The sequence below is a fragment of the Janthinobacterium sp. SUN073 genome (genome assembly GCF_030397665.1).
In the GTDB taxonomy this organism is placed as follows: domain Bacteria; phylum Pseudomonadota; class Gammaproteobacteria; order Burkholderiales; family Burkholderiaceae_D; genus Janthinobacterium.
In genome coordinates this window covers 1,355,515-1,377,297 of sequence record NZ_JAPUBT010000001.1, presented here as the reverse complement: position 1 = coordinate 1,377,297, position 21,783 = coordinate 1,355,515, and the positions used below count along the sequence as shown (strand labels likewise).

Annotated in this window: 22 protein-coding genes; 20 read left to right on the top strand and 2 right to left on the bottom strand. The window is 62.4% G+C overall.

The features are described from left to right. Window positions 1–104: 104 nt before the first annotated feature. The gene (locus O0882_RS06210) at window positions 105–1,229 is read right to left on the bottom strand and encodes a M14-type cytosolic carboxypeptidase (protein ID WP_100874530.1); all 1,125 of its coding nucleotides are present in this window, start codon (window positions 1,227–1,229) and stop codon (window positions 105–107) included. Window positions 1,230–1,370: 141 nt separating this feature from the next. Between O0882_RS06210 and O0882_RS06205 the strand changes: the two genes are divergently transcribed. Then, complete coding sequence (locus tag O0882_RS06205; protein ID WP_289946166.1) at window positions 1,371–1,625, top strand: hypothetical protein; 255 nt, start codon at window positions 1,371–1,373, stop codon at window positions 1,623–1,625. 86 nt (window positions 1,626–1,711) lie between these two features. On the opposite strand, the gene paaX is transcribed toward O0882_RS06205, so the two are convergent. Next, window positions 1,712–2,641: a phenylacetic acid degradation operon negative regulatory protein PaaX gene (paaX, locus tag O0882_RS06200; protein ID WP_289946164.1), complete on the bottom strand. Its 930-nt coding sequence runs from the start codon at window positions 2,639–2,641 to the stop codon at window positions 1,712–1,714. A 262-nt stretch (window positions 2,642–2,903) separates the two neighbouring features. On the opposite strand from paaX, the gene paaA reads away from it, so the two are divergent. From paaA to O0882_RS06105, 19 genes are all read left to right on the top strand, one after another. Next, complete coding sequence (paaA, locus tag O0882_RS06195; protein WP_071075427.1) at window positions 2,904–3,893, top strand: 1,2-phenylacetyl-CoA epoxidase subunit PaaA; 990 nt, start codon at window positions 2,904–2,906, stop codon at window positions 3,891–3,893. A 28-nt stretch (window positions 3,894–3,921) separates the two neighbouring features. Then, entirely contained in the window at window positions 3,922–4,206 is a 285-nt protein-coding gene (gene paaB / locus O0882_RS06190) for a 1,2-phenylacetyl-CoA epoxidase subunit PaaB (RefSeq protein WP_034746356.1), read from the top strand. Beyond that, window positions 4,206–4,973: a 1,2-phenylacetyl-CoA epoxidase subunit PaaC gene (gene paaC, locus O0882_RS06185; protein ID WP_289946163.1), complete on the top strand. Its 768-nt coding sequence runs from the start codon at window positions 4,206–4,208 to the stop codon at window positions 4,971–4,973. Before paaB ends, paaC begins: the two co-directional genes overlap by 1 nt. Before the next feature lie 11 nt (window positions 4,974–4,984). Continuing rightward, window positions 4,985–5,512: a 1,2-phenylacetyl-CoA epoxidase subunit PaaD gene (paaD, locus tag O0882_RS06180; RefSeq protein WP_289946861.1), complete on the top strand. Its 528-nt coding sequence runs from the start codon at window positions 4,985–4,987 to the stop codon at window positions 5,510–5,512. A 40-nt stretch (window positions 5,513–5,552) separates the two neighbouring features. Then, complete coding sequence (gene paaE, locus O0882_RS06175; RefSeq protein WP_096237922.1) at window positions 5,553–6,632, top strand: 1,2-phenylacetyl-CoA epoxidase subunit PaaE; 1,080 nt, start codon at window positions 5,553–5,555, stop codon at window positions 6,630–6,632. An 89-nt stretch (window positions 6,633–6,721) separates the two neighbouring features. Further along, entirely contained in the window at window positions 6,722–7,513 is a 792-nt protein-coding gene (gene paaG / locus O0882_RS06170; protein WP_289946160.1) for a 2-(1,2-epoxy-1,2-dihydrophenyl)acetyl-CoA isomerase PaaG, read from the top strand. A 1-nt stretch (window position 7,514) separates the two neighbouring features. Then, window positions 7,515–9,095 carry a 3-hydroxyacyl-CoA dehydrogenase PaaH gene (paaH, locus tag O0882_RS06165; protein ID WP_289946159.1) on the top strand — a complete coding sequence of 527 codons (1,581 nt, stop codon included), beginning with the start codon at window positions 7,515–7,517 and terminating at the stop codon, window positions 9,093–9,095. Window position 9,096: 1 nt separating this feature from the next. Then, window positions 9,097–9,543 (top strand): hydroxyphenylacetyl-CoA thioesterase PaaI, encoded by a 447-nt coding sequence (gene paaI, locus O0882_RS06160; protein WP_289946158.1) that lies wholly within the window; start codon window positions 9,097–9,099, stop codon window positions 9,541–9,543. A gap of 68 nt (window positions 9,544–9,611) precedes the next feature. After that, window positions 9,612–10,940, top strand: coding sequence for a phenylacetate--CoA ligase PaaK (gene paaK, locus O0882_RS06155; RefSeq protein WP_289946860.1), 1,329 nt, complete (start codon window positions 9,612–9,614; stop codon window positions 10,938–10,940). Window positions 10,941–10,962: 22 nt separating this feature from the next. Next, window positions 10,963–12,168, top strand: a complete 1,206-nt coding sequence (gene pcaF / locus O0882_RS06150; protein WP_289946157.1) for a 3-oxoadipyl-CoA thiolase — start codon at window positions 10,963–10,965, stop codon at window positions 12,166–12,168. Window positions 12,169–12,249: 81 nt separating this feature from the next. Then, a complete protein-coding gene (locus O0882_RS06145) occupies window positions 12,250–13,401 on the top strand; it encodes an ABC transporter substrate-binding protein (protein ID WP_289946155.1) in 1,152 nt (383 codons plus the stop codon). 72 nt (window positions 13,402–13,473) lie between these two features. Further along, window positions 13,474–14,352: a branched-chain amino acid ABC transporter permease gene (locus tag O0882_RS06140; protein ID WP_289946154.1), complete on the top strand. Its 879-nt coding sequence runs from the start codon at window positions 13,474–13,476 to the stop codon at window positions 14,350–14,352. Then, the gene (locus O0882_RS06135; protein ID WP_289946152.1) at window positions 14,349–15,344 is read left to right on the top strand and encodes a branched-chain amino acid ABC transporter permease; all 996 of its coding nucleotides are present in this window, start codon (window positions 14,349–14,351) and stop codon (window positions 15,342–15,344) included. Before O0882_RS06140 ends, O0882_RS06135 begins: the two co-directional genes overlap by 4 nt. Window position 15,345: 1 nt before the next feature. After that, complete coding sequence (locus O0882_RS06130) at window positions 15,346–16,101, top strand: ABC transporter ATP-binding protein (RefSeq protein WP_086137156.1); 756 nt, start codon at window positions 15,346–15,348, stop codon at window positions 16,099–16,101. Next, window positions 16,101–16,832: an ABC transporter ATP-binding protein gene (locus O0882_RS06125; protein WP_289946859.1), complete on the top strand. Its 732-nt coding sequence runs from the start codon at window positions 16,101–16,103 to the stop codon at window positions 16,830–16,832. The genes O0882_RS06130 and O0882_RS06125 overlap by 1 nt, the downstream gene beginning before the upstream one ends. Window positions 16,833–16,932: 100 nt before the next feature. Further along, a complete protein-coding gene (gene paaY / locus O0882_RS06120; protein WP_289946149.1) occupies window positions 16,933–17,547 on the top strand; it encodes a phenylacetic acid degradation protein PaaY in 615 nt (204 codons plus the stop codon). A 62-nt stretch (window positions 17,548–17,609) separates the two neighbouring features. Next, complete coding sequence (paaZ, locus tag O0882_RS06115; RefSeq protein WP_289946148.1) at window positions 17,610–19,661, top strand: phenylacetic acid degradation bifunctional protein PaaZ; 2,052 nt, start codon at window positions 17,610–17,612, stop codon at window positions 19,659–19,661. Between the two features lie 417 nt (window positions 19,662–20,078). Next, the gene (locus O0882_RS06110; protein WP_289946146.1) at window positions 20,079–21,344 is read left to right on the top strand and encodes a hypothetical protein; all 1,266 of its coding nucleotides are present in this window, start codon (window positions 20,079–20,081) and stop codon (window positions 21,342–21,344) included. A 10-nt stretch (window positions 21,345–21,354) separates the two neighbouring features. Further along, window positions 21,355–21,762, top strand: coding sequence for a hypothetical protein (locus O0882_RS06105; protein ID WP_289946144.1), 408 nt, complete (start codon window positions 21,355–21,357; stop codon window positions 21,760–21,762). Window positions 21,763–21,783 lie beyond the last annotated feature (21 nt).

Genomic DNA, 21,783 nt, shown 5'->3' with positions numbered 1-21,783 from the left:
GTTTGCGAAAAAAACCATTCGACCAGCAACGCTTGCCGTGCGGTCAAAAAAATGCCCCGGCGTGCGGGGCATCGGGCTCACGCGGGCCGGTCCGGCCCTGATGCTCAGGCGCGCAAGGTGGACAGGATCGGCTGCAGGACGGCCGCGCCCAGGGCGGCGCTGCGGGCGCCGCTCCAGCCCGTTTGTGGGTCGGGATCGTTGGCATTGTCCTTGAACGGCAGTTCCAGGGTCAGTGCCAGGCAGCCGAAGGCGTGCGTGATGTGGGGCGAACCCATGGTCAGAACTTCCGGCGTGAACGGGCCGTCTTCATAGCCGTGCTCATCCTGGAAGTCGGGGCTGGCCACCTTGAAGTCGGCGATGAAGCGGTCTTGCTCGGCTTTTTGTGCTGGCGTGAAATTTTCCAGCGCATCGCTGCCGGCCACGAACACGTAAGGCAGACCTTCGTCGCCATGTACGTCGAGGAACAGGTCGCAGCCGATTTCATGCATTTTCTGTTTCACCAGGAATACTTCCGGGCTGCGTTCCATCGTCGGCGTCATCCATTCACGGTTCAGGTTGGCGCCGGCCGCGTTGGTGCGCAGGTTGCCATGCACGGAACCGTCCGGATTCATGTTCGGCACCACGTAGAAGACGGCGTCTTGCAGGCACTGGCGGGCAAACGGATTGGCCTGGTCCAGCAAGGCTTCGAGCATGCCTTCGACAAACCATTCCGCCATCGTTTCGCCCGGATGCTGGCGCGCGATGACCCAGACTTTCTTCTCGGCATCGGCGTCACCGACCACCAGCAGATTCATGTCGCGCCCTTCCACCGTGCTGCCCAGGTCGATCAGGCGCACCAGCGGCGATGCTTGCGCGCTGTCGATCAGGGCCAGGTGGCGATCCCATGGGTACGGCTCGAAGTAGGCGTAGTACACGCTTTCTTCTTCGGGCGTATGTTCGATGGTCATCACCGTGCCGTCGAAGCTGGTTGGCACGCGGAACCACGTTTCGCGGTCATAGCTCGCCACGGCCTGGTAGTCTTTCCAGCCGTCCGGGTAGGCCGACTTGCCGGCATTCATGAAGCGGATTGTGCACGCCTCGCCTTGCGCGCCTTGCAGGCGGAAATAAAACCACTGCGTGATGTCGGCGTGGGAATCCTTGCGGATGTTCAGCTCGATGGAGTGGGCATCGTCGGCGCGCAGCACCTCGATCGCGCCGGCGTCGAATTGCTGGCTGATTTTAATGGTCATGAGTGTTCCTGATAAAAACGTATGGGTTTTGCATCGTGTGCAATGGCGCGATGATACCTGTTTTAGCCGCGCATTTGTGCTGGCGCAAACGACGACGGACATGCTTTGCTAACGTGATAGCTCCAACACGGGGAGAGCATCATGGACGACAACGGCAAGCACATACGCGAACTGGAAAAGAAAGTCAGCGCCCTCAGCGACGCCCTGGCGCACCTGGGCAAAGGCACCACCTTGCAGGAATTACTGCGCATCATACGTTTTCCCGGCTATACGACGCCGGCGGAATTCACCTTCAACGTCGCCATCCTCGACACCATGCTGGTGCAGGCCAATGCGCTGGAAAAGCTGGGGCAGGATTTGCTGGCGGGGGCGAAGCAGGTGGTGGCGAAGCAGTAGGTTGAGTTGGTTTTAATATTTTCACCCCAAACGCAGAGGCTGGGGTCGGACCCTCAGGGTCCGACCCCGGTATTAAGCCGTTGGGTTCAAGTAGTCAGGCCGCCAAAACGTTCGTAGAACCACGGCTCGACAGAAGCCGCCTGCTCATCCTCGCGCCGCAGGGTGGTCAGGATATGTTCCTCGGCCGCCGCATGGGTGATGCGGTACAGGTCGCGCGCCAGTGCATACGCTTGCGTGCCGGGCCACGGTTCGGGCAGCAGCTCGACGGGCAGTTGCGGGTCGTGCAACTGCACGCGGCGGTAGGCGTGCGTCAGCAGCGAGCGGATGACGAAGGCTTGCTCGGCATCGAACACGGGCGCTTCTTGCAGCAAGGTCAGCAGCGGCTGGAAGCTGGCGATGAATTTTTCGTAGCCGGCCATCACTTCCGACAAGTCCCAGCATTCGCCCACCATGTCGCGCAGCGGGCGTGTGCTGACATCCGGCAACTCCGTAGTGTGGCAGACATACAGCTTGCCCTGTACCTCGTTGCGCACGAGGATGTCTTCCAGCGCCTCCGAATTGCTGGCTGGATGGCCAAAGATGCCAGGAGAGATCAAGCCATAGCCAGCCCACAATAATTCCTTGCGCAGCGCGCCCCGCTCGGCGGCGCCGATGCTGCCGGCCGGCCCGATCACCAGGGTCCAGCTGCCATCCCAGTGCACGACCAGTGGCGCATAGATGCGGCGATAGGCGCGTTCGAAGCGGGCCAGCGCCTCCGGGCGTATGGTATAGGCGCTGCGGCGGCCGTCGCGCTGCGAGCTGAGCCAGCCCTCCTGCGCCAGGCGGAACACGCTGGTGCGCAGCAAGCGGTCATTCACGCCAAACGGTGCCAGCAGTTCGATCAGGCTGCCCAGCCAGATGGCGCCGCCGCGCGGCACGATGGCGTCGCCGAAAATCGTCATCACCAGGGACTTTGAGCGCGGTGGGTCGCTTTCCAGGAAATCGGCTATCCATGCCGTGCAGCGGGTGTTCTTCATGTGGTTCCGGTCTGGCCGTGTTGCGGTCGATTCAATAAAAGCAGCAGTTTACTTGGCTGCGCGGGTAGCGCGTCAATAATTTGCCGGAAGCGCGGGTGGCGCTTCGTAGTGTTTTCTCATATGCAATATCATACGCACAACCGCACAAGATACGAATTTTTAAAATGACTCACATCAAGTGTATGCAAATCGTTTTTTGTATCGTATTATCTGTTCATCGCACCGCGTTGCTGCGCAAAATCAAAGACATGGGAGACAGATCATGTACGCACAAATGGTTGAAACCGGCCTCAAGAACGTCCGCTCCATCGACGACATGGGCCAGGAAGAGCGCGCTTTTCAGGCGCGCATCGACGAAGGCATCAAGATCGAGGCCAAGGACTGGATGCCGGATGCTTACCGCAAGACCCTGATCCGCCAGATTTCGCAGCATGCGCATTCGGAAATCGTCGGTCAATTGCCCGAAGGTAACTGGGTCACGCGCGCACCGACCTTGAAACGCAAGTCCATTCTGCTGGCGAAGATCCAGGACGAAGCCGGTCACGGCCTGTACCTGTACAGCGCTGCGGAAACCCTGGGCGTGTCGCGCGACGATCTGCTCGCTGCCTTGCACTCGGGCAAAGCCAAGTATTCCAGCATCTTTAACTATCCCACCCTGTCGTGGGCCGACATGGGCGCCATCGGCTGGCTGGTTGACGGCTCGGCCATCATCAACCAGATCCCGCTGTGCCGCTGCTCGTATGGCCCGTATGCGCGCGCCATGATCCGCGTCTGCAAGGAAGAATCATTCCATGCACGCCAGGGTTACGACATCATGATGTCGCTGTGCAAGGGCACGCCAGAACAGAAAGCCATGGCACAGGATGCGCTGAACCGCTGGTGGTGGCCATCCTTGATGATGTTCGGTCCGTCCGATGCCGCCTCCGTCAACAGCGCACAGTCGGCGCAATGGCGCATCAAGCTGTTCTCGAATGACGAATTGCGCCAGCGCATGGTTGACCAGACCGTGCCGCAAATCGAGTACCTGGGCCTGACCGTGCCCGATCCCGACCTGAAGTTCAATGCGGAAACGGGCCATTATGAATTCGGCGAGATCGACTGGTCCGAGTTCAACAATGTGTTGAAGGGCAATGGTCCGTGCAACCGCGAGCGCCTGCAAACGCGGGTGAAAGCGTATGAAGACGGCGAGTGGTTCCGCGATGCCTTGCTCGCGTATGCAGACAAGCAAGCCGCTAATAAAGCGGCAGCGTAAATACACAAGACAGATAGGGGAGAGCAACATGAGCAAAGAATGGCCATTGTGGGAAGTTTTCATCCGCAGCCAGCACGGCCTGGCGCACAAGCATGTGGGCAGCCTGCACGCGTCCGACGCCACCATGGCGGTCAACCATGCGCGCGACGTCTACACGCGGCGCAATGAAGGCGTGAGCATCTGGGTGGTGCGCGCGGCCGATATCGTCGCCAGCAGCCCTGGTGACAAGGGCGCCCTGTTCGAACCGTCGAACAGCAAGGTGTACCGCCATCCCACCTTCTTCCCGATGCCGGAAGAAGTCAAGAACCTGTGATGGGAGCGCCTGCAATGGATGACAAGGTTAACTACTTGCTGCGCCTGGGCGACAACGCCCTGATCCTCAGCCAGCAGCTGTCGCAGCTGTGCGGCAAGGGGCCCGCGCTGGAAGAAGACATGGCGCTGACCAACGTGGCGCTCGATCTCCTGGGCCAGACGCGTTTGTGGTTCAGCTATGCGGCCGAACTGGAAAACGCGGGCCGCGACGAAGACGACATCGCCTTTTTGCGCGACGCCCACGACTTCAAGAATTGCTTGCTGCTGGAGCAGCCGAACGGCAATTACGCCGATACGATGATGCGCCAGTTCTTCTTCGACACCTGGCACTACTTCCAGTTGCTGGAACTGGCGAAATGCAGCGACCCACGCATCGTCGAAGTGGCACAGAAATCGATCAAGGAAGTCACCTATCATCTGCGCCGCAGCGGTGACCTGATCGTGCGTCTCGGCGACGGCACGGCGGACAGCCATGCCAAGACGCAGGCGGCGGCCGACAAGCTGTGGATGTACACGGGCGAGATGTTCACGTACGACGCCGTCGATCAGGCCATGCTTGCCGCCGGCATCGCGCCGCCATCGGACGTGTTGCGCCGGGCTTTCCTCGAACACGTGGCCGAGATCTTTGCCGAAGCCACCTTGAGCATGCCGGCGCCCGACGCCTGGATGCAAAAGGGCGGCAAGCAGGGCACGCACACGGAACACCTGGGATTCATCCTGGCCGAGATGCAGTTCCTGCAGCGCGCCTATCCCGGGGCGGAGTGGTAGTGAACACGCCCATGGTAGCGCTGGACGCGGCCCAGGTCTGGGCCTGGCTGGGCGACGTGCCGGACCCGGAAATCCCCGTCATTTCGGTGGTGGACCTGGGCATCGTGCGCGCCGTCGATGTGGTCAGCAGCGAAGAGTGCATCGTGACGATCACGCCCACCTATTCGGGCTGCCCGGCCATGCAGGTGATCGCCGATGCCGTCACGGAGGCCTTGCGCAGCCATGGCGTGGCCAAGGTAACGCTGGTGAACCAGCTGGCGCCCGCCTGGACCACGGACTGGATGAGCGAGGCGGGCAAGGCCAAGCTGAAAGGCTATGGCATCGCCCCGCCGCAGCAGCAGGTGATCGACATCAGCGGCCTTCGTAGCGCAACAGCAGGCGGTGTCAAGCGCCAGCCCATGCCGACGCTGGAGGTGATCTGCCCGAATTGCGGTTCCACGCATACGCAGCTGACCAGCCAGTTTGGCTCCACGCCATGCAAGGCCCTGTACAAATGCCTGGCTTGCCGCGAACCGTTTGATTACTTCAAGTGCCACTAAAAAAATCAGGCACACGTTCCGAAGAAACTGGAGATGAAGCATGAGTAAATTTTATCCGCTGTGCGTGGCGAACGTGCGCAATGAAACGCGCGACACCATCGCCGTCACGTTCGACGTGCCAGCGGAACTGCAGCAGCAGTTCCGCTTCCAGCAGGGCCAGCACCTGACCCTGCGCGCCAATATCAATGCGGAAGACGTGCGCCGCTCGTATTCCATCTGTTCGGCGGTGCAGGACGGCACCCTGCGCGTGGCCATCAAGCGCACGCCGGGCGGCGCTTTCTCTACCTGGGCGAACGATACGCTCAAGGCCGGCGCCACCATCGAGGTGATGCCGCCCATGGGCCATTTCAACGTGCCGCTCGACTGCGTCAACCGCAAGCACTATCTGGCGTTTGCGGCCGGCAGCGGCATCACGCCCATCCTCTCCATCATCAAGACGACATTGCTGACGGAACCCCTGAGCCGCTTCACGCTGTTCTACGGTAACCGCGCCTCGTCGTCCGTCATCTTCAAGGAAGAATTGACGGACTTGAAGGACGTGTACCTGGAGCGTTTGAACCTGGTGTACGTGATGAGCCGCGAGCAGCAGGATATCGAACTGTTCAACGGCCGCATCACGCAGGAAAAATGCGAGCAATTCCTGCAGCACTGGATCAAGGTAGAAGATTACGACAACGCCTTCATCTGCGGCCCGGAAGACATGATGCTGGGCGTCTCCGCCGCGCTGCAGGCGGCCGGCATGCCCAAGCAGAATATCAAGATCGAACTGTTCGCCGCCAGCATCCCGAAAAACGCCCACAAACCGCGCGCCCAGTTCGACGCGGGCGCAGTGCAGGAAACGGAAGTGACCGTCATCATGGATGGCAACCACACCACCTTCACGATGGACAAGGACAAGGAATCCATCCTCGACGCGGGCCTGCGAGCGGGGCTGGACATGCGCTACTCGTGCAAGGGCGGCGTATGCTCGACCTGCCGCTGCAAGATCCTCGACGGCAAGGTCGAAATGGACGTCAATTACGCGCTGGAAGACTACGAAGTGGCGCGTGGCTTCGTCCTCAGCTGCCAGAGTTTTCCGCTGACCGACAAGGTCGTCGTCGACTTCGATCAGGCTGAATAACATCAGACCCCAAGCGAAGACTGGGGTCGGACCCTCAGGGTCCGACCCCGGCACTTGCATCTGGGTTTAAAAAATTGAAGCGAGACGCCATGACCTACCAAAACATCCTCTTCACCATCGAGCAGGGCATCGCCACGCTGACCCTGAACCGTCCCGACAAGCTCAATAGTTTTACGCAAGCCATGCACGAGGAAGTGCGCGATGCGCTTGCGAAAGTGAACGCCGACAGCGCCGTGCGCGTGTTCGTGCTGACGGGCGCGGGGCGCGGCTTTTGCGCGGGCCAGGATCTGTCCGACCGCGCCGTCGAACCGGGCTCGAAGGGCGTGGACCTGGGCGAGTCGGTGGAAAAAAACTATGCGCCGCTGGTGCTGGCCCTGAAAGCCTTGGCTATGCCCGTGATTTGCGCCGTCAACGGCGTGGCTGCCGGCGCGGGCGCCAATCTTGCGCTGGCCTGCGATATCGTCATCGCCGGTAAGTCGGCCAGTTTCGTGGAAGTGTTCTGCAAACTGGGCCTGATTCCGGACACGGGTGGCACCTTCTTCCTGCCACGCCTGATCGGTTCGGCACGCGCCATGGGCCTGGCCATGCTCGGTGAAAAGCTGACGGCGGAAAAGGCCGAGGACTGGGGCCTGATCTGGAAATGCGTGGACGATGCGCAGCTGGCGGAAGAGACGCGCAAGCTGGCCGTACACTTTTCCACGGCGCCGACGAAGGGCCTGGCCTACACCAAGCAGGCGCTGGCCGCCAGCGGCGCCAATACCCTGCCGCAGCAGCTGGCGCTGGAAGCGCGCATGATGAGCGATCTCGGTCACAGCGACGATTATCGCGAAGGCGTGGCCGCCTTCATGGAAAAGCGCGCACCGCAATTCAAGGGACACTGATATGACCGAATTGGCAAACAAACTGGCAAACAACAGTATCGTCGCCGTCATCGGCAGCGGCGCCATGGGCGCCGGCATCGCACAGGTGGCCGCGGCCGCCGGTTACACAGTCAAACTGTACGACACGCGCGCGGAAGCCGTGAGCAAGGCTTTGCTCGATATCGGCAAGATGTATGCGAAGCTGGCCGAAAAGGGCCGCATGACGGCTGACGAAGCCACGGCCGCCACGGCGCGCCTGCAGGCGGCCGGCAGCCTGGCCGACGTGAGCGACGCTTCTCTGGTGGTGGAAGCCATCGTGGAAAACCTCGACGTCAAGCGCGGCCTGTTCGCCGAACTCGAAGCGTTAGTCAGCGACGACTGCATCCTGGCGACGAATACCTCGTCGATTTCCGTCACGGCCATCGCCGCCAAGTTGCGCCGTCCGGAACGCCTGGTCGGCATGCACTTCTTTAATCCTGTGCCCCTGATGGCGCTGGTCGAAGTGATCAGTGGCCTGGCCACCAGCGAGCAAGTGGCCGCCACCGTGTATGACACGTCTATCGCCTGGGGCAAGAACCCCGTGCATGCGAAATCGACGCCCGGCTTCATCGTCAACCGTGTCGCCCGTCCGTTTTACGCGGAAGGCTGGCGCCTGCTCAATGAACAGGCAGGCGACGCCGCCACCATCGACGCGGTGCTGCGCGAAGCGGGCGGTTTCCGCATGGGCCCATTCGAGTTGATGGACCTGATCGGCCATGACGTCAATTTCTCCGTCACCCAATCCGTGTTCGGCGCCTATTTCAACGACCCCCGTTTCACGCCATCCGTGCTGCAGCAGGAAATGGTCAACGCCGGTTTCCTGGGCCGCAAATCGGGCCGTGGCTTCTACCTTTATGGCGAAGGCGCGGCTGCCCCCGTGGCGCAGGCGGAAGGCGCACAAGCGACCCCGGAATTCGTCGCCCTGTCGGCTGCCATCGGCAGCGATGGCCGTGGCCACAGCGGCGTCATTCGCAGCCTGGTGCAGCGCCTGGAGCAGGCGGGCATCACCGTCAGCCGCCGCGTCACGCAGGAAGGCCAGACGCATGACGAGGCGCCGGCCCTGCATTGCAACGGCGCCGCGATTTATCTGACCGATGGGCGCAGCGCCACCCAGCGCGCGCACGACAACCAGCATCCGGATACGGTGCTGTTCGACCTGGCGCTCGATTACGCCAGTGCCAAGCGCATTGCCGTGGCGCGTGCGGACCAGTGCAGCGATGCCGCCTACGCGGCTGTCGTCGGCCTGTTCCAGGCGGCCGGTTTCATCGTCACGCGCCTGGACGACGTGCCTGGCCTGGCCGTCATGCGCACGGTGGCCATGCTGGCCAACGAGGCGGCCGACGCCGTCAACCAGGGTGTATGCACGGTGGCTGCCGTCGATATCGCCATGCAGAAGGGCGTCAACTATCCGCGCGGACCGCTGGCCTGGGCCGATGTGGTGGGCGTCGCGCACATCGTGACCGTGCTGCACCACCTGGCGCATGGCTATGGCGAAGACCGCTACCGTGTCTCGCCGCTGCTGCGCCGCAAACTTGCCACTGGAGCGACGTTTCATGCCGAATGATATGTCAAATAAGGACCACAACATGAGCGCGCAATCTCTGGCCGAAGCGGCCGCCGCCTCGATGCTGTCGCGCGATAACGCCACCGCTGCCATGGGCATCGCCCTGGCCGAGGTGGGACCCGGCCATGCGCGCATGACGATGACGGTGCGCCCAGACATGCTCAACGGCCACCAGACCTGCCACGGCGGCTTTATCTTTGCCCTGGCCGACAGCGCCTTCGCGTTTGCCTGCAACAGCTACAACATGAATACCGTGGGCGCCGGCTGCACCATCGATTACCTGGCGCCGGGCCGCGAAGGTGACGTGCTCACGGCCGACGCCGTCGAGCAGGCGCTGGCGGGAAAAAGCGGCGTCTACGACGTCAAGGTCAGCAACCAGGATGGCCGCGCCATCGCGCTGTTTCGCGGCAAGTCGATACGCGTGGCCGGTGAAGTCATCAGCAATTGAAGTGACAAGAGCAGGCTTGAACTGCCGCCGCAGCTTTAAATAGTTAAAGAACCAATTAGGAGACAATGATGGTCCAACGAATTCCCGCCCCCAATGACCTCGAGCCGATCGAGCGCGCCAGCAAGGATGAATTGCAGGCGCTGCAGCTCGAACGCATGAAATGGACGCTCAAGCACGCCTATGACAACGTGCCCCATTACCGCGCCGCTTTTGACGAAGCGGGCGTGCATCCGGACGACCTGAAGTCGCTGGCCGATCTGTCGAAATTCCCGTTCACCGATAAAAAAGTCTTGCGCGACAATTATCCCTTCGGCCTGTTTGCCGTGCCGCGCGAGCAAGTGGTGCGCATCCACGCATCGAGCGGCACTACGGGCAAGGCCACGGTGGTTGGCTACACGCAGAACGACATCGATACCTGGGCCAATGTGGTGGCGCGCTCGATTCGCGCCGGCGGCGGCCGCGCGGGCGACATGGTGCATATCTCCTATGGCTACGGCCTGTTCACGGGCGGCCTGGGCGCGCACTATGGCGCCGAACGCCTGGGCTGCACGGTCATCCCGATGTCGGGCGGCCAGACGGAAAAGCAGGTGCAACTGATCCAGGATTTCAAGCCATCGATCATCATGGTTACGCCGTCGTACATGCTCAACATCATCGAGGAATTCACGCGCCAGGGTCTCGATCCGGCTGAATCGTCGCTGAAGGTGGGCATCTTCGGCGCCGAGCCGTGGACGGACGCCATGCGTGCGGAAATCGAAGCGCGCGCCGGCATCGACGCCGTCGACATCTATGGCCTGTCCGAAGTCATGGGACCTGGCGTGGCGTCGGAATGCATCGAAAGCAAGGACGGTCCCGTCATCTGGGAAGACCATTTTTATCCCGAAATCATCGATCCGGAAACGGGCGAAGTGCTGCCCGATGGCGAGGAGGGCGAACTGGTCTTCACCTCGCTGTCGAAGGAGGCGCTGCCCGTCATCCGCTACCGCACGCGTGACCTGACCCGCTTGCTGCCGCCCACCTCGCGTTCGATGCGCCGCATCGGCAAGATCACTGGCCGCTCGGACGACATGCTGATCATCCGCGGCGTGAACGTCTTCCCCACCCAGATAGAAGAGCTGATTTTGAAGATGCCGAAGCTGGCGCCGCAATACCAGCTGGTGGTCACGCGCGACGGTCACCTCGACAAGCTCGAAGTGATCGCCGAGCTGCGTATCGATCTCACCGCCACCATCTCGGCCAGCGAGACCGATGGTCTGGCGCGCGAGCTGGAACACCGCATCAAGACGCATGTGGGCGTGAGCACGCGCGTGCGCCTGGTGGCCGCCGCCGGCATCGAACGCACCCTGACGGGCAAGGCCCGCCGCGTGGTCGACCAGCGCCCGAAGCTTTTCCCCTGATAGCCCGAACAAGGAAGCAAACATGAACGAAGCCTTTATCTGTGATGCCGTGCGCACTCCCTTTGGCCGCTATGGCGGTGCACTCTCCAGCGTGCGCGCGGACGACCTGGGCGCGCTGCCGATTGCCGCGCTGATCGCCCGCAATCCTTCCGTCGACTGGTCCGCCATCGACGACGTGTTTTACGGCTGCGCCAACCAGGCGGGCGAAGACAACCGCAACGTGGGCCGCATGGCTGCGCTGCTGGCCGGCTTGCCGGCGGCAGTACCGGCCAATACCATCAACCGCCTGTGCGGCTCCAGCCTGGATGCCGTCGGCATGGCGGCCCGCTCCATCAAGGCGGGCGAGGCGGAGTTGATCATTGCCGGTGGCGTGGAAAGCATGACGCGCGCGCCTTTCGTGATGGGCAAGGCTGACGGCGCATTCTCGCGCGCTGCGAAAATTGAAGACACGACCCTGGGCTGGCGCTTCGTCAACGGCAAGATGAAAACGCAGTATGGCATCGACACCATGCCGGAAACGGCGGAAAACGTGGCCGTGGAATTTGGCATCAGCCGTGCCGACCAGGATGCGCTAGCCCTGCGCAGCCAGCAGCGCTGGGCTGCCGCTAACGCGGCTGGCGTTTTCGATCGCGAAATCGTGCCCGTCGCCGTGCCACAGAAAAAAGGCGAGCCGAAGATGGTGACGATGGATGAACATCCGCGTCCCGATACCTCGTTCGAGATGCTGGCGAAATTGAAAGGTGTGGTCAAAGCGGATGGCACGGTCACGGCTGGCAATGCCTCTGGCTTGAACGACGGCGCCTGCGCCATCCTGCTGGCGTCCGCCGCCGCCGTGGATAAATACAAATTGACGCCGCGCGCAAAAGTGCTGGGCATGGCCACGGCCGGCCTGGCGCCGCGCATCATGGGCTTTGGACCTTCGCCAGCGTCGCGCAAGGTGCTGGCGCAGACGGGATTGAGCATCGAGCAGATGGATGTGATCGAGCTCAATGAAGCGTTTGCGGCGCAGGCGCTGGCCGTCACGCGCGACCTGGGCCTGGCGGACGACGCGGCCCACGTGAACCCGAATGGCGGCGCGATTGCCATCGGCCATCCGCTGGGCGCGTCGGGCGCGCGCCTGGTGATGGCCGCCTTGAACCAGCTGGAACGTACAGGCGGGCGCTATGCGCTGTGCACTATGTGCATCGGCGTGGGGCAGGGTATTGCCGTCGTGATTGAACGCGTATAACAAAGTAAAACAAAAAAGGCGCAGGCTGGTAAAAAAGCGCCAACCAAAATTGACCGTAGTGCCAACCTGGTGGAGACCACAATGATTGCCAATATTTTCAAGAAAACCCTGATCGCCGGCGTACTGGCCATGTCCGCCGCGGGCGCGTATGCGGCCGAGAACATCAAGATCGGTTCCGTGCTGTCCGTCACGGGACCTGCCGCCTTCCTGGGCGACCCTGAACTGAAAACCCTGCAGCTGTATATCGAGAAAATCAATGCGGCCGGCGGCGTGCTGGGACGAAAGCTGGAACTGGTGCACTACGACGACGGCAGCGATGCGGCCAAGGCCAACGGTTTCACGAAACGCCTGATCGAGTCGGACAAGGTCGACGTGCTGATCGGCGGCACCACCACCGGCGCGACGATGGCGATGGCGCCGCTGGTGGAGCGCGCCAGCATGCCGTTCATTTCGCTGGCAGGCGCCGTGGTCATCATCGATCCGGTCAAGAAATGGGTGTTCAAGACGCCGCATACGGACCGCATGGCGGCCGAGAAGGTGTTCGAGGACATGAAGAAGCGAGGCATCAGCAAGGTGGGCCTGCTGTCGGAAACGAGCGGCTTCGGCGCCTCGGGACGCAAGGAATCGCAGATCGTCGCCTCGAAATATGGCATCACGCTGGTGGCCGATGAAACCTACGGCCCGAAAGACACGGACATCACGGCGCAGCTGACGCGCATCAAGAATACAAACGGCGTGCAAGCAGTATTCGTCTTCGGCCTGGGCCAGGGTCCGGCCGTGGTGACCAAAAACTACGGCCAGCTGGGCATGTCCGCGCTGCCGCTGTACCAGTCGCACGGCGTGGCGTCGGACGAGTATCTGAAGCTGTCGGGCAAAGCCGCCGAAGGCGTGCGCCTGCCAACGCCAGCCCTCTTGATCGGCGCCATGCTGCCGGACAGCGACGCGCAAAAGGCCACCGTGGTCGGCTACGACAAGACGTATAAAGAGCGCTACAAGATCGATCCGTCGACCTTTGGCGGCTATGCACTCGATGCCCTGAACCTGTCGGTCGACGCCATCAAGCGCGCCGGGGGCACGGACCGCGAAAAAGTGCGCACGGCGCTGGAAACGACCAAGGGTTTTGTGGGCACGACCGGCGTTTTCAACATGTCGGCCAAAGACCACATGGGCCTGGACCTGTCGGCGTTCCGCATGGTGGAAGTGAAGAACGGCGAATGGCAATTGTCGAAATAATGTAAGCCAGAAGTACCTGCGCGGGCGGCCCTCGAAGGCGGTCCGCGCGCAGCCGAACATAATGGAGACACCATGGAAGTCGCTCAATTTCTACAATTTCTGTATTCCGGGATGACGGTCGGTTCCGCCTACGCGCTGGCGGCGCTGGGCTTTACCATCATCTACAACACCAGCGGCGTGATCAACTTCGCCCAGGGCGAATTCATCATGCTGGGCGGGATGCTGGCCGCCGTGATGTCGGCCGCCGGCGTGCCGCTGCCGCTGGCCATCATCCTGGCCGTCATCGCCACCGGTATCGTTGGCCTGTTGATGGAAAAAACCGTGATCGAACCGGCGCAAAACGCGCAGGTCATTACCCTGTTGATCATCACCATCGGCGCCTCGCTGGTGCTGCGCGGCCTGGTGCAAATCTGGCTGGGCAAGGATACGCATACACTGCCAGCCTTTTCCGGCGACGCGCCGATCGAATTTCTGGGCGCCAGCCTGCTGCCGCAAAGCCTGTGGGTGCTGGGCGTGACGGTCGTCATCGTGCTGGTGCTGGGCTGGTTCTTCGGCCGCACCCTGATGGGCAAGGCCATGCTGGCCACCTCGCACAACAAGCTGGCGGCGCAACTGGTGGGCATCAACACGCGCAAGGTGCTGCTGTTTTCGTTCGGTTTGTCGGCCCTGCTGGGCGCGGCGGGCGGCATTCTCGTCGCGCCGATCACGTATACCTCGTATGACGCGGGCATCATGCTGGGCCTGAAAGGCTTTGTCGCCGCCGTCCTCGGTGGCCTGGGCGGTGGCGCCGGTGCGATTGCCGGTGGCCTGATCCTCGGCATCGCCGAAGCCATGACGGCCGGCTACATCTCCTCGGCCTACAAGGACGCCGTGCCGTTCGTGCTGATCTTGTTGATCCTGTTCTTCCTGCCGCAAGGCTTGTTTGGCGCTAAAAATTCGGAGCGTGTATGACCAACTTTTTCACACGCTCGCGTCACGGTGGCTTGCTGGTGCTGGCACTGGTGCTGGCGATCCTGCCGCTGTTCCTCACCAATGCGTTCTACTATGACGTGGCGATCCGCATCGCCCTGAACGCCATCGTCGTCATCGGCCTGAACCTGTTGATGGGCTACACGGGCCAGATCAGCCTGGGTCACGCGGGTTTCTATGGCCTGGGTGCGTATGCGTCGGCCGTGCTGACCACGCACTACGGCTGGCCGCCGCTCGCCGCCCTGGCCGCCGGTGCCGTCGCCACCGGCTTGCTGGCGCTGCTGCTGGCGCGTCCCGTGCTAAAACTCAAGGGCCATACCCTGGCCATGGCGACCCTGGGCCTGGGCATCATCATTTCCATCGTCATCAACAACGAGACGCAATGGACGGGCGGCCCGGACGGCATCGGAGTGTCCGCCTTCACCTTGGGCGGCCTGGAAATCGCCGGTGAAAAATCGTGGTACCTGGTGTGCGCCGTGCTGCTGTTGCTCGTCACCTGGCTGGCGCTGAACCTGATCGATTCGCCCGTCGGCCGCGCGCTGCAGGCGATCCATGGCTCGGAAGTGGCGGCCCGCGTGGTCGGCGTCGATACGACCCGCTTCAAGGTGCGCGTGTTCGTGCTGTCGGCCGTCATTGCCAGTATCGCGGGCAGCATCAGCGCCCACTACATCGGTTTTATTACCCCCAACCTGGCCGGCTTCTTCCACTCGATCGAGCTGGTGACGATGGTGGTGGTGGGCGGCATGGCATCGATCTTCGGCTCCATCATCGGCGCGGCCCTGCTGACGATCCTGCCGCAACTGTTGTCCAGTTTTGAAGGCTGGGAAACGGTGGTCTTCGGCGTGATTTTGATGGCCACCATGATCTTCATGCCCAAGGGGCTCGTACCGAGCCTGGCCAGCCGTTCGCGCAAGCGGGCAGGGGTGCCCAAGGCGCCCGCCGCATCAAATAAACCACCGGCACAGGAGGTGTGAGATGCTGACGATTAACAATCTGAGCAAGAGCTTCGGCGGCGTGCACGCGGTGCAGGATGTGAGTTTCACCGTCAAGGAAGGCAATATCCACTCCGTGATCGGGCCGAACGGCGCAGGCAAGACGACCTTGTTCAATTTGATCACGGGTGTGTACACGCCGACCAGGGGCGAGATTTTGCTGAATGGCGAGAACGTGGCCGCCATGCCGCCCGATGCGCTGGCGCGGCGCGGCATGAGCCGCACCTTCCAGAACCTGCAAGTGTGCATGAACATGACGGCCATCGATAATGTCATGGTGGGCGCGCATTTGCGCCTGAACCAGAACCTGTTCGCCTCCATGCTGCGTTTGCCGTCCGTGCGCCGTGCCGACGCGGCCTGTCGCGACGAGGCGGCGGGCCTGATGGAGTTTGTCGGCGTGGGGCGGCATATCGATGACGAGGCGGGGCAGATGTCGTATGGCGCATTAAAACGCCTGGAAATCGCGCGCGCGCTGGCGGCCAAGCCGAAGGTGCTGCTGCTCGATGAGCCGGCCGCGGGTCTGAACCATACAGAGACGGGCGAGATCGAAGCCTTGATACGCAAGGTGGCGCAATCTGGCGTGACGGTGGTGCTGGTCGAGCATGACATGAAACTGGTGATGAATCTGTCGGACCATATCCTGGTGCTCGACTATGGCAAGAAGCTGGCCGAGGGAACCGCCGCCGAAGTGCGCGCTAATCCCGACGTGGTGGCCGCGTATCTGGGAGTGGCGGCATGATGAAGATGGAAAAACCTCAAACTCCGCTGGTGCTCGATATTGCCGGCTTGACCAGCCATTACGGCCGCATCCAAGCCCTGCACGGCATCGACCTGCAGGTGCGCCAGGGGCAGCTGGTGGCGCTGGTGGGCGCGAATGGCGCCGGCAAGACGACCCTGCTGCGGGCCATTTCCGGCGTGCAGCCGATCAGCGCGGGCAGCATCGCCTTCGCCGGCCAGGACGTCAGCCGCATGAGCGCCGACAAGCGCGTGCGCAGCGGCATTTGCCAGGTGCCGGAAGGGCGGCAAGTGTTCGGCCCCATGACGGTGGAAGACAATCTGCGCCTGGGCGCCTTTACGCGCCCTGCGCAGGACGTGGCGGGCGACATGGAGCGCATGTATGGGCTGTTCCCCATCCTGAAGGAAAAGCGCTTGCTGCTGGCCGGGACCTTGTCCGGTGGGCAGCAGCAGATGCTGGCCATGGCGCGCGCGCTGATGGGCCGTCCGCAACTGCTGCTGCTCGATGAACCCAGCATGGGCCTGGCGCCGCTATTGATCGCGGAAATCTTCCGCATCGTGGCCGAACTGCGCGACCAAGGCATCACCATCTTCTTCGTCGAGCAGAACGCGCACGCGGCCCTGTCGATTGCTGACGTGGGTTACGTGATCGAGACGGGCGCCATCACGCTGTCCGGCCCCGGTCCCGAATTGCTGCACAACGAGCAGGTACAAAGCGCGTATCTGGGCATGTAACCCAAGAGCAGAGACTGGGGTCGGACCCTGAGGGGCCGACCCCGGCAGTTGAGGTCTTGGGCTGAAAGCACGCTTTATCTCAAGGCATATAGGAGTTTTTATGGTCAAAGTCTACGAAATCAACGGCATCACCCCCGTCGTCCACCCCAGCGCCTATGTGCACCCGTCCGCCGTGTTGATCGGCGACGTGATCGTCGGCCCGCGCTGCTATATCGGCCCGCTGGCCTCGATCCGCGGCGACTTCGGCCGTTTGATCCTGGAAGAGGGCGCCAATCTGCAGGATACCTGCGTCATGCACGGCTTCCCCGGTTGCGACACGGTGGTCGAAGTCGACGGCCATATCGGCCATGGCGCCGTGCTGCATGGCTGCCGCATCGGCCGCAATGCACTGGTGGGCATGAATGCCGTGGTGATGGACAACGCCATCATCGGCGCGGAATCCATCGTCGCTGCCATGAGTTTCGTCAAGGCGGGCATGATCGTCGCGCCGCGCAGCATGGTGGTGGGCACGCCCGCCAAGGTGATACGGTCGCTGACCGACGATGAAATCAAATGGAAAAGCTCGGGCACCAGCCAGTACCACGAACTGGCCGTGCGCTCCATGCAGACGATGCGCGAAGTGGACGCCCTGACGCAAGTCGAGGCGAACCGCCAGCGCCTCAATTTTGAATCCGCCTTGCCGCTGCACTTGCACAAGAACGCTGCGGCGCAATAACCTTTAACCCTTTAAATGCTGGGGTCAGACCCGACGGGTCTGACCCCTAACGGAGAAACCACATGGCTCAAATATCCACCCTGCAAAGCCTGATCGCTGGCCGCTGGCTGGGCGAAAGCGCCGCCGTGCCCCTGCACAGCGCCTTGAACAACCGCGTGATCTATCACACGCATGCCGAGAAGATCGACTTCGACGAAGCCGTCACGTATGCCCGCAAGACGGGCGTGCCGGGCCTGATGGCGCTGGACTTCCAGCAGCGCGCCGCACGCCTGAAGGCATTGGCCCTGTACCTGGTCGAGCGCAAGGAAGAGCTGTATGCGATCTCGCACCTGTCGGGCGCCACGCGCGCCGACAGCTGGGTCGATATCGAGGGCGGCACGGGCACCCTGTTCGCCTACGCCAGCATGGGCAGCAACGAGCTGCCGTCGTCGAACGTGCTGCACGAAGGCCCTGCCATCGCGCTGGGTAAAAAAGGCGGCTTCGCCGGCACGCACATCCTGGTGCCGCGCGGCGGCCTGGCCGTGCACATCAACGCCTTCAACTTCCCCATCTGGGGTCTGCTGGAAAAATTCGCGCCGAGTTTTCTCGCTGCCATGCCCTGCATCGCCAAGCCGGCCACGGCGACGAGCTACCTGACGCAGGCTGTCGTGCGCATGATGCATGAATCGGGCTTGCTGCCGGCCGGTAGTTTGCAACTGGTGATCGGTTCCACGGGCGACTTGCTGGACCGTTTGAATGGCCAGGATTTCGTCACGTTTACAGGGTCGGCCGCCACGGCGGCCAAGCTGCGCACGAATCCGAACCTGATCGCCCAGTCCGTGCCGTTCAACGGCGAAGCCGATTCGCTCAACTGCGCCATCCTGGCGCCGGACGTCACGCCCGACGACGTGGAATTCGACCTGTTCGTCAAGGAAGTGGTGCGCGAAATGACGGGCAAGTCGGGCCAGAAGTGCACGGCGATTCGCCGCATCATCGTGTCCGAGCACTTGATGGATGCCGTCGGTACGCGCCTGCGCGAGCGCCTGGCCAAGGTGGTGGTGGGCGACCCGTCCATCGAAGGCGTGCGCATGGGCGCGCTGGCCTCGAAGGAACAGCAGAACGACGTGGCGGAGCGGGTCGCCACGCTGTCGCAGGGTAACGAAGTGGTGTTCGGGGCGGCCGACGGTTTTAGTCCGCTGGGCGATGGCGCCCTTGACGGCAGCTTCTTCTCGCCGACCTTGCTGCTGTGCCGCGACGCCTTCGGCAACGACGCCGTGCATGACGTGGAAGCATTCGGCCCCGTCAGCACCATGATGGGCTACAAGGATATCGACGAGGCGCTGGCGCTGGCCGCGCGCGGCAAGGGCAGCCTGGTGAGTACCCTGGTGACGCGCGATCCGAAGATCGCCGCGCGCGTGGTGCCGCAGGTGGCGGCCACGCATGGCCGCGTGCATGTGCTCGAGCGCGTGGCCTCCGTCGATTCGACGGGCCATGGCTCGCCCCTGCCGCAACTGAAGCACGGCGGCCCTGGCCGCGCGGGCGGCGGCGAAGAACTGGGCGGGGTGCGCGCCGTGCGCCACTACTTGCAACGGGCGGCTGTGCAAGGCTCACCGACCATGCTGGCGGCGATCACGGGCGAATATGTGCGCGGCGCGGATGTCAACGAAAGCCCGATCCATCCGTTCCGCAAGCACTTCGAGGACCTGAAGACGGGCGATTCGCTGCTCACGCACCGCCGCACTGTCAGCGAAGCGGATATCGTCGCCTTTGGCGGCATCTCGGGCGATTTCTTCTACATGCACTTCGACGAAATCGCTGCCAGGGAATCGCAGTTCGGCAAGCGCATCGCCCACGGCTACTTCGTGCTGTCGGCCGCCGCCGGCTTGTTCGTCTCGCCTGGCGTCGGTCCCGTGCTGGCCAACTATGGCCTGGATAACCTGCGCTTCGTCGCCCCCGTCGCCATCGGCGACACCATCCGCGCGCGCCTGACCTGCAAGCGCAAGGTCGACCGCAACCGCAAGGACGTCTTTGGCGTGGGCCAGGGCGTGGTGGCGTGGGACGTGCAGGTGACCAACCAGAACGAGGAACTGGTAGCCAGCTACGATATTTTGACCCTGGTGTCGAAGCGCGAATAAGCATCTCCTGCAGGACCGGTTTGAACGGCGCTGCCCGCGATCTTCGCACGGGTGGCGCCTTTTTTATGGGCGCCGCGCGGTTTAATGGCAGGCCAATCATTTCGCTCTTGAATTATCCATAAGTGTATGAAAAGTATAGCGAAAGTGTGGTTTTGCACCGCGTGCTATTTAGATAAACCCCTCTAGAACGCGTGCTTTTTTCGTGAAAAGGGGCGAATTCGCTCATTGCCTCAAGAAAACTTTCCAACGTAAAACCTTTTCTCTGTAGCATGGTTTTACTCACTGGTCACGCTGCCAAGCACGCTCCACGACGCGCTGGTGGCGCGAAAAAACGGACCCGGCCTTTTACGGCCGGTGAGCCATCGACCTCGAGCCCACTCCACGATTAATGTTCACCGCTACGGGTATTTAATTACTATGAATAAACACGTCCTGATTTTTCTGATGGCCATACCCCTGGCCATCAGCCACGCCTACGCCGAAGATGTCGCCAGTGGCCCGACCGTCAAGATCAGCGGTTTCGGCACCGCCGCGCTGACTGTGGCCGATACCGACAACGCGCAGTTCGCGCGCCCGAACCAGGCTGCCGGTGCGGGTCGTACTGCCCGAACGGGTGTCGATTCCAACCTGGGACTGCAGGCCAATGTCACCGTCAATCCCTGGTTGTCGGCCACCGTGCAGGGCCTGGCGCGCAAGGATGGCGAGGATGATTTCGGCGCCGAACTGGCGTGGGCCTTCGCCAAGGCCAAGGTGTCGGACAGCTTCAGTGTGCGCGTTGGCCGCATGGGTCTGCCCGTCTTCATGATTTCCGATTACCGTAACGTGGGCTATGCCAATACCATGCTGCGCCCACCGGGCGAAATGTATTCGCAGGTGCCCCTGAACAGCATCGACGGCATCGATGGCACCTACCAGTTCAGCGCGGGCGACACCAGCATCACCACGCAGCTGGCGCTGGGCCGCACCAAAGCCACCCTGGCCACGGGTCCCGCTTCGACCGTGCAGGTGGAAGGCAAGTCCATCGTCGCCCTCAACGTGGTGGCCGAACATGGCCCCTTCACCGTGCGTTTCGGCCGCGCCGAGACCAAGCTGACGATCAATGATTCGCCCAGCCTGAATACCTTGATGGGCAGCTTGCGCGCGGCCGGCAGCGGCTACCGGATCGCCCAACTGGGCGCTCTGGCTGATGCGCTGGAAGTCAAGGACAAGAAGGCATCCTTCACGTCCGTGGGCCTGGGCCTGGACTGGAACAATGTGCTGCTGCAGTCCGAATATGCCAAGCGCAAGACGGACAGCTATGTCAGCGACAGCACGTCGTGGTATGTGATGGGGGGCTACCGCATCGGCGCTTTCCTGCCGTACTACAGCCACGCCAGCCTGAAGGCCGATGGCCGCGTGAACAACACCGTGCCCGCATCTTGCCCTGCCGGCTATCCAGCCGCCTGCACGCCGACCCTGCGCGCCCTGTCGGCCGGCGTCGACACCCTCGCCTATATGCGCAACCAGCTCGAACAATCGACGGACAGCATCGGCGTGCGCTGGGACTTCCACCGTTCGGCCGCGCTGAAAGTGCAGATCGACCGCATCAAGCCGAGGAATGGCCCGGGCCTGTTCGTGCAATCCAGGCCAGGCTTCCATGGCCCCGTCACGGTGGCTGCCGCCGCCATCGATTTCGTTTTCTAAGGAGCGCCGCATGAAACCATTGATTGTGAATGTGGCTGCCTTGCTGGCGCTGTCGATTAGCGTGCCGGTCATGGCCGAAGTGGTCGTGGTGGTCAATCCGAAGAGCGCCGCCGGCGCGATGACGAATGAACAGGTAGCGCAATTTTTCCTCGGCAAATCGACGGCCATGACGCCGATCGACCAGCCGGAAAGCGCCCCCGTGCGCGCCGAGTTCTACAAGAAGGTGACGGACAAGGAACCATCGCAGGCGAAGGCCCTGTGGTCCAAGCTGGTTTTCACGGGCAAGGCGACCTTGCCGAAAGAGGTGGCCAATAGCGCCGACGTGAAAAAGGCCGTGGCCGCCGATCCGAAAGCCATCGGCTACATCGAAAAGAGTGCCGTCGACGGCACCGTCAAAGTAGTGCTGACGGCGCCATAAAGCCGGCTCGGGCCGCGCGCC

What these genes read in the sequence shown, in the direction of transcription:
- paaH (WP_289946159.1), top strand. Translation starts at nt 7,515, where the DNA reads ATGACCGAATTGGCAAACAAACTGGCAAACAACAGTATCGTCGCCGTC.
- O0882_RS06135 (WP_289946152.1), top strand. Translation starts at nt 14,349, where the DNA reads ATGACCAACTTTTTCACACGCTCGCGTCACGGTGGCTTGCTGGTGCTG.
- paaI (WP_289946158.1), top strand. Translation starts at nt 9,097, where the DNA reads ATGTCAAATAAGGACCACAACATGAGCGCGCAATCTCTGGCCGAAGCG.
- paaY (WP_289946149.1), top strand. Translation starts at nt 16,933, where the DNA reads ATGGTCAAAGTCTACGAAATCAACGGCATCACCCCCGTCGTCCACCCC.
- paaA (WP_071075427.1), top strand. Translation starts at nt 2,904, where the DNA reads ATGTACGCACAAATGGTTGAAACCGGCCTCAAGAACGTCCGCTCCATC.
- paaE (WP_096237922.1), top strand. Translation starts at nt 5,553, where the DNA reads ATGAGTAAATTTTATCCGCTGTGCGTGGCGAACGTGCGCAATGAAACG.
- O0882_RS06145 (WP_289946155.1), top strand. Translation starts at nt 12,250, where the DNA reads ATGATTGCCAATATTTTCAAGAAAACCCTGATCGCCGGCGTACTGGCC.
- pcaF (WP_289946157.1), top strand. Translation starts at nt 10,963, where the DNA reads ATGAACGAAGCCTTTATCTGTGATGCCGTGCGCACTCCCTTTGGCCGC.
- O0882_RS06125 (WP_289946859.1), top strand. Translation starts at nt 16,101, where the DNA reads ATGAAGATGGAAAAACCTCAAACTCCGCTGGTGCTCGATATTGCCGGC.
- O0882_RS06210 (WP_100874530.1), bottom strand. Translation starts at nt 1,229, where the DNA reads ATGACCATTAAAATCAGCCAGCAATTCGACGCCGGCGCGATCGAGGTG.
- paaZ (WP_289946148.1), top strand. Translation starts at nt 17,610, where the DNA reads ATGGCTCAAATATCCACCCTGCAAAGCCTGATCGCTGGCCGCTGGCTG.
- O0882_RS06130 (WP_086137156.1), top strand. Translation starts at nt 15,346, where the DNA reads ATGCTGACGATTAACAATCTGAGCAAGAGCTTCGGCGGCGTGCACGCG.
- O0882_RS06110 (WP_289946146.1), top strand. Translation starts at nt 20,079, where the DNA reads ATGAATAAACACGTCCTGATTTTTCTGATGGCCATACCCCTGGCCATC.
- O0882_RS06205 (WP_289946166.1), top strand. Translation starts at nt 1,371, where the DNA reads ATGGACGACAACGGCAAGCACATACGCGAACTGGAAAAGAAAGTCAGC.
- paaK (WP_289946860.1), top strand. Translation starts at nt 9,612, where the DNA reads ATGGTCCAACGAATTCCCGCCCCCAATGACCTCGAGCCGATCGAGCGC.
- paaC (WP_289946163.1), top strand. Translation starts at nt 4,206, where the DNA reads ATGGGAGCGCCTGCAATGGATGACAAGGTTAACTACTTGCTGCGCCTG.
- paaX (WP_289946164.1), bottom strand. Translation starts at nt 2,641, where the DNA reads ATGAAGAACACCCGCTGCACGGCATGGATAGCCGATTTCCTGGAAAGC.
- paaG (WP_289946160.1), top strand. Translation starts at nt 6,722, where the DNA reads ATGACCTACCAAAACATCCTCTTCACCATCGAGCAGGGCATCGCCACG.
- O0882_RS06140 (WP_289946154.1), top strand. Translation starts at nt 13,474, where the DNA reads ATGGAAGTCGCTCAATTTCTACAATTTCTGTATTCCGGGATGACGGTC.
- paaD (WP_289946861.1), top strand. Translation starts at nt 4,985, where the DNA reads ATGGTAGCGCTGGACGCGGCCCAGGTCTGGGCCTGGCTGGGCGACGTG.
- O0882_RS06105 (WP_289946144.1), top strand. Translation starts at nt 21,355, where the DNA reads ATGAAACCATTGATTGTGAATGTGGCTGCCTTGCTGGCGCTGTCGATT.
- paaB (WP_034746356.1), top strand. Translation starts at nt 3,922, where the DNA reads ATGAGCAAAGAATGGCCATTGTGGGAAGTTTTCATCCGCAGCCAGCAC.